Below are 10,000 nucleotides of genomic sequence, written 5' to 3' on the forward strand. Positions count from 1 at the left end.
AACGTGGCCTGCGCCGTTTCGCCGAGGAGCAGCGCGACGGCGTCGCACGCCTGCATCAACTGACGCAGGGCCGGCAATGGATCGAGATGCGCGGGCTGGTGCACCGCTGGCGCGGCGTGGCCGGCAGCCTGGCGATGCCGGGGCTGCTCGCCGCCGCGCAGCCGGTGGAATCGGCGCTGCGGCTCGGCAAGCAGGAAGACCTGATGGCGCTGGTGGACACGCTGGCGCTGGCCCTGCAGAACACGCTGGACGCGGTCGCGGAACTCGACGGCACGCCGTCCGGCTTCGCCGCGAGCGCGCCCATGCCGATGGCGGAACCGTCGGCCGCGGCGGTCGCCGTGGCGCAGGCCCTGCGCGAGAAGAAGACCTTGATCGACCGGCTGGCCGCGGCGCTCAAGCGCAGCGAGCTCGACGACGAGTCGCTGGCCGCTCTGCGCGCCGCCTTCGGCGCCGACCGTGTTGCGCCGCTGGCCCAGGCGCTTGATGATTTCGACTTCGACGCCGCGCTGCTGCTCCTGCAGTCGCTGCGCACGCAGCTGAACGCCGCCTCGGCCGCGGGCAACGGCGCGCAAGGGTGAGGCCATGACCGCCGACCATCGTCCCAAGCTGCTGCTCGTCGACGACGAGCCCGCCAACCTGCAGGTGCTGCGACATGTGCTGCAGGACGACTACCGGCTGCTGTTCGCGCGCGACGGGCAGAAGGCGCTGGAACTCGCGAAGACCGAGTCCCCGCAGCTCATCCTGCTGGACATCATGATGCCGGGCATGTCAGGCCTCGACGTCTGCCGGGTGCTGAAATCGCAGCCGGCGACGAAGCGTACGCCGGTGATCTTCGTCACCGCGCTGGCCGATTCGCGTGATGAGACCGAAGGCTTCGAGGCCGGCGCGGTCGACTACATCGCCAAGCCGGTGAGCCCGCCGGTCGTGCGCGCGCGGGTGCGCACCCACCTGTCGCTGGTGCGCGCCGACGAACTGCGCGAGACGCGGCTGCAGATCGTGCAGCGGCTGGGCCGCGCGGCCGAGTACAAGGACAACGAGACGGGCTGGCACGTGGTGCGGATGAGCCACTACTCCCAGCTGCTGGCGCTGGCCGCCGGCTGGACCGACCAGGAGGCCGATGACCTGCTGCATGCCGCGCCGATGCACGACGTCGGCAAGCTCGGCATTCCCGACGCGATCCTGCAGAAGCCCGGGCCGCTCACCGAAGCCGAGTGGACGGTGATGCGCCGCCACCCGGCCATCGGCGCCGAGATCCTCGGCGACCAGACGACGGGGCTGCTGGGCCTGGCGCGCCGCGTCGCGCTGGCGCACCACGAGAAGTGGGACGGCAGCGGCTACCCCGAGGGCCTGGCCGGCGAAGCGATCCCGCAGGAAGCCCGCATCGTCGCCATCGCCGACGTCTTCGACGCGCTGACCAGCATCCGGCCCTACAAGCCGGCGTGGCCCATCGAGCAGGCGGTCGAGCACCTGCGCGCACAGGCGGGCCGGCACTTCGACCCGGCGCTGGTGGAGCTCTTCATCGGCGTGCTGCCGCAGGTCCTGGAAGTGCGGGAGCGGTTCCTGGAAGAGGAATGAGCGCCGGGAGCCGGGCGCCCCGGTTATGACCCGCCCCCACAAGGTGATGCTCGCAATCCCCAGTCGCAGCGGCCCGAGGCGCGCGGGGCCGGAATAATCCGCCCCCATGGTGCTCAACTTCATCTGGATCGGGTTCTTCCTGATCGGCTTCGCGGTCGCGCTGGCGCGGCTGGTCCAGGGCGACCTGACCATCTTCACGCAGGTGCTCACCGGCATCTTCGACACCGCCAAGACCGGCTTCGACATCTCGCTCGGCCTGGTCGGCGTGATGAGCCTGTGGCTGGGCCTCATGAAGGTCGGCGAGAACGCCGGCGTGATCCAGCTGTTCGCCCGCGCGATGGGGCCGTTCTTCGGCCGCATCTTCCCGGAGGTGCCGCGCGGCCACCCCGCGGGCGGCTCGATGGTCATGAACTTCTCGGCCAACATGCTCGGCCTGGACAACGCCGCCACGCCGCTGGGCCTGAAGGCGATGAAGGAGCTGCAGGAGCTCAACCCGCAGAAGGACACCGCCAGCAACGCGATGATCATGTTCCTGGTGCTGAACACCGCGGGCATCACGCTGATCCCGACCTCGGTGATCGCGATCCGCCAGGCGATGGCGGTCGATCAGGGACTGGTGGGTTTCAACGCGGCGGACATCTTCCTGCCGACGCTGGTGGCGACCTTCATCTCCTTCATGTCGGGGTTGATCGCGGTGGCCTGGGTGCAGCGTATCAACCTGTTCAGCGCGCCGGTGCTGGTGTTCGTCGGCGGCTTCATCGCGATCATGGCGGCGGTCTTCGGCTGGCTGCACAGCTATCCGCCGGAGGTGATGTCGCAGTACATCGGCCTGCTCGGCAGCGGCGTGATCCTGAGCATCATCGTGATGTTCATCGCCGTCGGCGCGTGGCGCCGCATCAACGTCTACGAGTCCTTCGTGGAGGGCGCCAAGGAAGGCTTCGGCGTCGCGATCCAGATCATTCCCTACCTGATCGCGATCCTGGTGGCGATCTCGGTGTTCCGCACGACGGGCTGCATGGAGTTCGTCGTGAAGGGCATCGCCGCCGGCGTGGCGGCGATGGGGCTGCCGACGGACTTCGTGCCGGCGCTGCCGGTCGGGCTGATGAAGACGCTGTCGGGCAGCGGCGCGCGCGGGCTGATGGTGGACGTGCTCAAGACCTACGGCGTCGACAGCTTCGAGGGCAAACTGGCCGCGATCATCCAGGGCTCGACCGAGACCACCTTCTACGTGCTGGCCGTCTACTTCGGCAGCGTCAACATCAAGAAGACGCGCTACGCGCTGACCTGCGGACTGCTGGCCGACGTCGTCGGCCTGGTCGGCGCGATCCTGGTGGGGTACTGGTTCTTCAAGTGAGGCGGCGCGCGCCTCAGTCGACGCGATTGCGTCCGCTCGCCTTGGCGCGATAGAGCGCCTCATCGGCGCGCGCGAGCAGCGCGTCCAGGCCGGCATCCCCCGCCTGCGCCCAGGCGACACCGAGGCTGGCCGTGCACGGCGGGATGCCGGGCTCCGGCACGTGCGACGCCAACGCGATCCGCACGCGCTCCGCCGAGGCGCGCGCCGAGGCGGCGTCGGTGGAGGGGAGCAGGATCACGAACTCCTCGCCGCCATAACGGCCGAGCCGGTCCGTCACGCGCAACTGCTCCCGCATCACCGCGACCGCGCCGGCCAGCACCCGGTCGCCGGCCTGGTGCCCGTGCCGGTCGTTGACCAGCTTGAAGTGGTCGATGTCGAGCAGCAGTAGCGACAGCGGCTGACCGTAGCGCTGCCAGCGGTCGAACTCCTCGCCGCCGGCCTGCAGGACCGCGCGCCGCGTCAACGCGCCGGTCAGCGCATCGCGCGTGGCGAGCAGCTCGAACTCCTCGCGTACACGCTCGCTGGCCATCAGCAGCACGCCCACGCTCAGCAGCAGCACGCTGAAGCAGTAGCTCGCGATGTAGGTCGTCTGCACCGCCGTGGTCGCGAAGCGCGACGACTGCGCGCCGTCGACCCAGAACGTCGCCGCGCCGCGCGCGATGAGCACGAGCGCCTGCAACAGCAGGGTCGCGCCGATCAGCCTTGCGGCGAAGCCGCGGCCGTCGCGCAGGATCAGCCGCGCGTGCGCGAGCACGCAGGCCGTCATCGTCCCGGTGAACACCACCATGCGTACGCGGTAGTCCGGCCAGATCAGGAACCCGGTCAGCACGGCCAGGCTGAGCAGCCCGATCGCGCCCCACAGGCGCCAGGTCACGCGTTGTCCGAAGAAGCGTTGCGAGCCGAAATAGAACAGCCCGCAGCCGGCGAGCAGCAGCGCGTTGCCGGCCTGCGCGACGACGAACTCCGGCAGCAGCCCCTGCAGCGCGTAGACGCCGGCGGCGAGTGCGCAACTCATCGGCGCGAACGCCCAGGGCAGCAGTCCGCGGATCGTCGAGGGGTAGTTGCGCCGCACGCCGATCAGGACGCCGCCCATGACCGCCGCCATCAGCGCGGTCATGACGGTGATCGAGCGGGGATCGAGCGGCATCTGGCCGGCAGTGTAGGTCGCGCCCATGACGGGACAGCCGTCGCCGACCCGCCACCCCCGTGCGGGGACCGCCAACCGCCCGTTCGCCTACATCGACTTGAACAGGTGCACGTAGGCCCGGCTCACGGGCAGCTCGTTCGCATGGCCGCGCACCCTCACGAACAACCGGCTCAGTTCGTCGCGGCGCGTGCCCGAGACATGGTCCAGGTTCACGATCGTCGAGCGGTGCACCTGCCAGAAGCGTTCGCCGTCGAGCTGCGCGGCGAGTTCATGGATCGGGGTGCGGATCAGGTACTCGGTCGTCGCGGTCTGGACGCAGGTGTACTTGTCGTCGGCGCGGAAGAAGAGCACCTCGTCGACGGGGACCTGGTGCATCAGGTCGCCCTGCGTCGCGCGCACCCAGCGCAGGAGTGCGGAAGGTTTGGCCGTCGCGCCGGCCGGTGCGTTCAGGTGCTGCAGGGCGGCGAGCAGCCGCGCGTCCGCGCCGCCCACGCCGTCATCGCCTGCCGCGCCCGACCCCGCCTTCGCTAGCGCGCGACGGATGCGCTCGACCGTGCGTCCGAGGCGGTCCGCCTCGACCGGCTTGAGCACGTAGTCGATCGCCTCCTGCTCGAAGGCCTGCACCGCGTACTGGTCGTAGGCGGTGACGAAGACCACGCGCGTCGCGCCCTCGATGCCCTCGGCGACCTCGAGCCCGGTCAGGCCCGGCATCTGGATGTCCAGGAAGGCGAGATCCGGCTGCAGCGCCGCGATCTGTTCGGCGGCCTCCTGGCCGTTGCGGGCGATGTGGACGATGTCCAGCTCCGGCCACACGGCCGCCAATCGCTCCGCGAGGGCGCGGGCCAGGTGGGGTTCGTCGTCGGCGATCAGCGCGGTGGGTGCGGTCATGGTCGGCATGGAGGAGGGAGGAAGAATCAAGCGGTCCGGCGGTCCGAGGTTCAGACGTCCAACGGCACGCGCAGCGTGACGCGGCAGCCGGGTTCGGCGGGCTCGAGGGTCAGCGACGCGCGGTCGCCGTAGTGCGTCATCAGGCGCTCGCGCAGGTTGACCAGTGCGATGCCGTTGCCGGCGCGGCGCGAAGCGCCCGGACCGACACCATCGTCGCGCACCTCGATCACCAGGAAGCCGCCGTCCAGCGCGGCGTCGACGCGCACGGTGCCGCCCTCGATCTTGGGTTCGAGGCCGTGATGGACCGCGTTCTCGACCAGCGGCTGCAGCAGCATCGGCGACAGCGGCACGAGGCGGGCCTCGGGCGTGGCCCGGATCTCGAAACGCAGGCGGTCTTCCATGCGCGTCTGCAGCACCGTCAGATAGGCGGTGGCCAGCGCGAGTTCGTCGTCCAGCGGCCCCGTCTCCCGCCGCAGCCCCCCCAGCGACGCCCGCAGGTAGGCGGTGAAGGCGCCCAGCATCTCCTTGGCCTTGGGCGCGTCGTAGTCGATCAGCGAGTGGACGTTGGCCAGCGTGTTGAACAGGAAGTGCGGCTCGATCTGGCCCTGCAGCAGGCGCAGCTGCGCCTCGGTGGCGCGGCGCTCGGCGGTGAGCTGCCGGTTCTTCGCCGCGAACCAGTGGTGCAGCCCGAAGGTGATGCACAAGGACAGCGCCGAGGTGATGCCGATGATCTTCCCGCCCTGGGACCAGTCCATCCGGACCCAGCTCCCCAGTCCGGCCAGCCACATGCCCGGCACCCAGCCGATCAGCACGCCCAGCAGGGGCACGGCGGAGAAGAAGACGGTGCGCTTCCAGTCCGCCCACGCGCGGACGCGGGCGCGGCCGCCGAAGAGCGGCACGAGGATCGTGAACAGCGTCTGGATGAGCACGCCGATGATCACGCAGACGATGACGTTCTTCCAGTACCACCAGGCCCAGACCCCGGGATCGGTCCAGCGGGCGCTGCGGGCGTTCATGACGAAACCCAGGACCGTGAACCCGACCGCCAGCGCGCAGGAGAACAGCAGCGTCCAGACCCACTGCAGCCATTCGGGGCCGCTGGGCTGGACGTCGTTGCTCAGCCAGGCATGCCAGGAGGCACGCAGTCGGCGGGCATCGCGCCAGAGGGGACGGGACGGGGCGGGAGTCATGCGCTGCAGTGTAGGGAGCCGTCGCGGCCGGCCGGCCGGGGGAAACGACGGATCGACAGCGCGCCGGGCGGATCGACGGCGGAAGGCGTGGACGAGCGGTCGCCGGTCATGTTCCGAACATGCCCTGACCTTTGACAGCGGGCGGGACGTGTGGTGTCCAATAGCCCGCACATTCCCCGGAGACCCGCATGAGCTACATCCTGCTGATCAACGAACCTGTCGGCCAGCGCGAAGCGCGCACGCCGGAAGAAGGCCGCGAAGCCTATGACCGCATGACCGCCTACGCCGACCAGCTCCAGGCCAAGGGTCTGCTGCACGCGGCGCAGTCGCTGCAGTCGGTGAACGGATCGACCCGCGTCGCCAAGCGCGACGGCCGCATGACGGCGATCGACGGTCCGTTCGCCGAGGCCAAGGAGATGGTCGGCGGCTTCTTCTGGCTGAACGTGAAGACGCGCGAAGAGGCGCTGGCGATCGCCCGCGAGTGCCCGGCGGCGGAGTGGTGCACGGTGGAGGTCCGCTCGATGGTGCCCTGCTACGCGGAGTCGAAGGCCTGAAGAATTTGTCGAGGGCCGCGCGACGGTCTGTCGAAACCGGCGGGGCCTGCGCGTCGTGGGAGTGTGGATACCCACCGCATTCCCCCAACCCCGACCCTGGAGCTTCCTCATGCGCCACAAGCAGATCTTCGTGAACCTTCCCGTCAAGGACGTCGAGCGCAGCAAGCGCTTCTACGGCGCGATGGGTTACGAGTTCAATCCGCAGTTCTCCAACGAGCAGGCCTTGTCGATGGTCATCTCGGACGACATCTACGCGATGCTGCTGGTGGAGGAGTTCTTCCAGACCTTCACGCCGCGCAGGATCTCGGACGCGCATGCGACGACCGAGGTGCTGACCTGCCTGTCCTGCGAGAGCAAGGCGCAGGTGGACGAGCTGATCGCCAAGGCCCTGGCCGCCGGCGGCACCGTGCCACGCGAGCCGCAGGACATGGGGTTCATGTACTCGCAGGCGTATGCCGACCCGGACGGGCACATCTGGGAGCTGATGTACATGGACATCACGCAGTTCCCCGGCGCCTGAGGACGGGACGGGCCGCGCCCGACGGCGCGGCGTCCGCGGCGTCCGCGGCGGCATGTCCTGCGGCAGGGGCCGGCCTGAGGCCGTACGATCGCGCGCATGACCGACGAGACCCATCGCGCGATCACGACCGTCTGGCGGCAGGAGTCCGCCAAGATCATCGGCGCCCTGTCGCGGCTGACGCGCGACGTGCCGTTGGCGGAGGAATTGGCGCAGGACGCGCTGGTTGCCGCGCTGGAGACCTGGCCCCGGCAGGGCCTGCCGGACAAGCCCGCCGCCTGGCTGATGACCACGGCCAAGCACCGTGCGCTGGACCGCCTGCGCCATGTGAAGCTGAGCGGCGACAAGCTCGAACAGCTCGGCCATGAGCTGGACGCACGCGAGGCGATGATCGTGCCGGACTTCGTCGACCACCTGGACGACGACCGCGCGGCGCGCGAGATCGGTGACGACGTCCTGCGGCTGATGTTCTGCGCCTGCCACCCGGTGCTGAGCCTGGAAGCGCGCGTGGCGTTGACGCTGAAGATGGTGGCCGGCCTGACGACAGGCGAGATCGCCCGGGCCTACCTGCAATCGGAGCCGACGGTGGCGCAGCGGCTGGTCCGCGCGAAGCGCACGCTGGGCGAGGCGAACGTGCCCTTCGAGCTGCCGCGCGGCGAGGCGCTGACCGAACGGCTCGCCGCCGTGCTGGAGGTGCTCTACCTGATCTTCAACGAGGGCTACGCCGCGACCAGCGGCGAGCGCTGGATCCGGCAGGACCTGTGCGACGAAGCGCTGCGGCTGGCGCGCATGCTGGTGAAGCTCGCGCCGCGCGAGGGCGAGGTGCTGGGTCTGCTGGCGCTGATGGAGCTGCAGTCCTCACGCGCCGCGGCGCGCGTCGATGCGCAGGGGCAGCCGGTGCTGCTGCTGGAGCAGGACCGGTCGACCTGGGATGCGGCGGCGATCGAACGCGGCCTGACGGCGCTGGAAGCGGCCGATCGCCTGGCCGCTGAGCTGGACGACGGACACGGCCTGGGGCCGTATGCGCTGCAGGCGGCGATCGCGGCCTGCCACGCGCGGGCGCGTCGCGCCGAGGACACCGAATGGCCGCGCATCGCCGCGCTCTACGAAGCGCTGGCGGTGCGGCAGCCGTCGCCCGTGGTGGAGCTCAACCGCGCCGTCGCGCTGGCCATGGCCTTCGGCCCCGCGGTCGGTCTGGAGATCGTCGACCGCCTGATGGAGGAACCCGCGCTGAAGCAGTACCACTGGCTGCCCAGCGTGCGCGCGGACCTGCTGTCCAAGCTCGGTCGCAATGCCGAAGCGAAAGAGGAATTCGAACGCGCCGCCGCGATGACCGGCAACGAGCGCGAGCGCGAGCTGCTGCTCAAGCGGGCGAGGGAGCAAGGGCACTGAGGCCCCTGCGGGTCAGAGCAAGGTGACGCCCGCCTGCCTGGCGGCCGACCTCATGCCTTTGTCGACGGTGGCCAGCGAGGCGCCGGTCTTCCGGGCCAGATCCAGATAAAGCGCATCGAACCCCTGCGCGTGAAGCCCGAGTCCGAGCTCCACATGCTCCGTCAATGGATCTCGCCCTCCGGCATCGCCCACGTCAAGGCCACACATGCGTCAACGACCACAGTAACCACCGCGCGCCTCCCGGATCCAAGCCGCCACGTCCGAGCCCCCCGGCATGGGATCAAGCACCTCCGGACACTCTGCGTAGAGAGCGAGCAGGCGCTCCGGCATGTCCGGCGCCGGACGCCCCGATCCACGCCATTTCTCTGGATCCCTCGCATCCTCGGGCCACGGCGCCATCTTTCCTTCGTCCCGCTTGCGGATGAGCTCTCGAAGAAATTGGAGGTGGCGCTGAGCGCCTTCGGACAGGGGTCGCGGTGGACTGATTGCCGGAGCGTTGGCGACGGGTGCGAGCGCAGCCAGATGTGGAGCGTCGATCTTCGGATCGTCGACGAATGAGTGCATGAAGCCTCCTAACAGGCAGGTGCGAAAGAGACGTTCATTCTTTGCACGAGCCGGACAGGTCGACTTTCACCCACGTTCTTTTTTCGGTGAAATCGCCACGCAGGTTTTTGTGTATCTGATCAAGACGCGCGCCGTTGACGCGCACGATCAATCCGGCGAATCGCCCTCGCCTTCGCTCTCGTCGGTGAGCCAGGTGCCCGCCATCGCGGCGCTCTTGCGCTCGCGCTTGGCGGCGTACATCGCGGCGTCGCTGCGCGCCATCAACGTCTCCAGCGTGTCGCCGTCCTGGCGCTGCGCGGCGCCGATGCTGATGCTCACCTGCAGGCCCTCGGATACCGTCGACCAGTCGTGCTTGCGCACCGCCTCGTCGAGCCGGAGGCAGGCCTGCTGCGCGATGTCCTCGGTCGCGCCGCGCAGCAGCAGCACGAACTCGTCCCCCGCCAGCCGCGCGGCGACGTCGTGCTCCCGCACGTGCTGACGCATCAGCCGCGCGATCTGGCTCAGCACCTGGTCGCCGACCAGGTGCGAGTGCCGGTCGTTGACCTGCTTGAAGTGGTCGACGTCGATCAGCGCCAGGCTCACCACGCCGCCGCCCGCGAGCTGCGCCCGCGCGTGATCCTCGAAGCTGCGGCGATTCGCGAGCTCCGTCAGCGGATCCTCCATCGACAGCTTCTCCAGCCGCAGCGCTTCGTCCGCGAGCTGCGCGCGGTCGCGCTCGCTGCGGCGCGCGTCCAGCTGCCATTGCACCGTCGCCTCGCGGCTCGCGAGACTGGCGATGCGCACGCGCGCCTCGCGCTCGCGCAGCGCGCGCATCCGCTG

General features: G+C 69.8%; 10 protein-coding genes. 6 read left to right on the top strand and 4 right to left on the bottom strand.

What is annotated here, in order from left to right:
* From VF536_RS13120 to VF536_RS13130, 3 genes are all read left to right on the top strand, one after another.
* A partial coding sequence (locus VF536_RS13120) for an Hpt domain-containing protein (protein ID WP_331615295.1) occupies positions 1–578 on the top strand: 578 nt, incomplete at its 5' end.
* A gap of 4 nt (positions 579–582) precedes the next feature.
* Entirely contained in the window at positions 583–1,575 is a 993-nt protein-coding gene (locus VF536_RS13125; RefSeq protein ID WP_331615296.1) for a two-component system response regulator, read from the top strand.
* 106 nt (positions 1,576–1,681) lie between these two features.
* A complete protein-coding gene (locus tag VF536_RS13130; RefSeq protein ID WP_331615297.1) occupies positions 1,682–2,929 on the top strand; it encodes a nucleoside recognition domain-containing protein in 1,248 nt (415 codons plus the stop codon).
* A gap of 13 nt (positions 2,930–2,942) precedes the next feature.
* Here VF536_RS13130 and VF536_RS13135 read toward each other — a convergent pair whose 3' ends face one another.
* From VF536_RS13135 to VF536_RS13145, 3 genes are read right to left on the bottom strand one after another with little or no spacing between them, the layout of a single operon-like run.
* The gene (locus VF536_RS13135) at positions 2,943–4,103 is read right to left on the bottom strand and encodes a GGDEF domain-containing protein (protein WP_331615298.1); all 1,161 of its coding nucleotides are present in this window, start codon (positions 4,101–4,103) and stop codon (positions 2,943–2,945) included.
* 60 nt (positions 4,104–4,163) lie between these two features.
* The gene (locus VF536_RS13140; RefSeq protein ID WP_331615299.1) at positions 4,164–4,964 is read right to left on the bottom strand and encodes a LytTR family DNA-binding domain-containing protein; all 801 of its coding nucleotides are present in this window, start codon (positions 4,962–4,964) and stop codon (positions 4,164–4,166) included.
* 50 nt (positions 4,965–5,014) lie between these two features.
* The gene (locus VF536_RS13145) at positions 5,015–6,154 is read right to left on the bottom strand and encodes a sensor histidine kinase (RefSeq protein ID WP_331615300.1); all 1,140 of its coding nucleotides are present in this window, start codon (positions 6,152–6,154) and stop codon (positions 5,015–5,017) included.
* 188 nt (positions 6,155–6,342) lie between these two features.
* Between VF536_RS13145 and VF536_RS13150 the strand changes: the two genes are divergently transcribed.
* The 3 genes from VF536_RS13150 (at position 6,343) to VF536_RS13160 (ending at position 8,617) form a co-directional block, all read left to right on the top strand.
* Positions 6,343–6,708 (top strand): YciI family protein, encoded by a 366-nt coding sequence (locus VF536_RS13150; protein WP_331615301.1) that lies wholly within the window; start codon positions 6,343–6,345, stop codon positions 6,706–6,708.
* Positions 6,709–6,817: 109 nt separating this feature from the next.
* Positions 6,818–7,228: a VOC family protein gene (locus tag VF536_RS13155; RefSeq protein ID WP_331615302.1), complete on the top strand. Its 411-nt coding sequence runs from the start codon at positions 6,818–6,820 to the stop codon at positions 7,226–7,228.
* A 96-nt stretch (positions 7,229–7,324) separates the two neighbouring features.
* The gene (locus VF536_RS13160; RefSeq protein ID WP_331615303.1) at positions 7,325–8,617 is read left to right on the top strand and encodes an RNA polymerase sigma factor; all 1,293 of its coding nucleotides are present in this window, start codon (positions 7,325–7,327) and stop codon (positions 8,615–8,617) included.
* A 711-nt stretch (positions 8,618–9,328) separates the two neighbouring features.
* On the opposite strand, the gene VF536_RS13165 is transcribed toward VF536_RS13160, so the two are convergent.
* A partial coding sequence (locus VF536_RS13165; protein ID WP_331615304.1) for a GGDEF domain-containing protein occupies positions 9,329–10,000 on the bottom strand: 672 nt, incomplete at its 5' end.

This window comes from Roseateles sp., assembly GCF_036486225.1.
Classification (GTDB): Bacteria; Pseudomonadota; Gammaproteobacteria; order Burkholderiales; family Burkholderiaceae_C; genus Roseateles.

What these genes read in the sequence shown, in the direction of transcription:
- VF536_RS13125 (WP_331615296.1), top strand. Translation starts at nt 583, where the DNA reads ATGACCGCCGACCATCGTCCCAAGCTGCTGCTCGTCGACGACGAGCCC.
- VF536_RS13130 (WP_331615297.1), top strand. Translation starts at nt 1,682, where the DNA reads ATGGTGCTCAACTTCATCTGGATCGGGTTCTTCCTGATCGGCTTCGCG.
- VF536_RS13135 (WP_331615298.1), bottom strand. Translation starts at nt 4,103, where the DNA reads ATGGGCGCGACCTACACTGCCGGCCAGATGCCGCTCGATCCCCGCTCG.
- VF536_RS13140 (WP_331615299.1), bottom strand. Translation starts at nt 4,964, where the DNA reads ATGACCGCACCCACCGCGCTGATCGCCGACGACGAACCCCACCTGGCC.
- VF536_RS13145 (WP_331615300.1), bottom strand. Translation starts at nt 6,154, where the DNA reads ATGACTCCCGCCCCGTCCCGTCCCCTCTGGCGCGATGCCCGCCGACTG.
- VF536_RS13150 (WP_331615301.1), top strand. Translation starts at nt 6,343, where the DNA reads ATGAGCTACATCCTGCTGATCAACGAACCTGTCGGCCAGCGCGAAGCG.
- VF536_RS13155 (WP_331615302.1), top strand. Translation starts at nt 6,818, where the DNA reads ATGCGCCACAAGCAGATCTTCGTGAACCTTCCCGTCAAGGACGTCGAG.
- VF536_RS13160 (WP_331615303.1), top strand. Translation starts at nt 7,325, where the DNA reads ATGACCGACGAGACCCATCGCGCGATCACGACCGTCTGGCGGCAGGAG.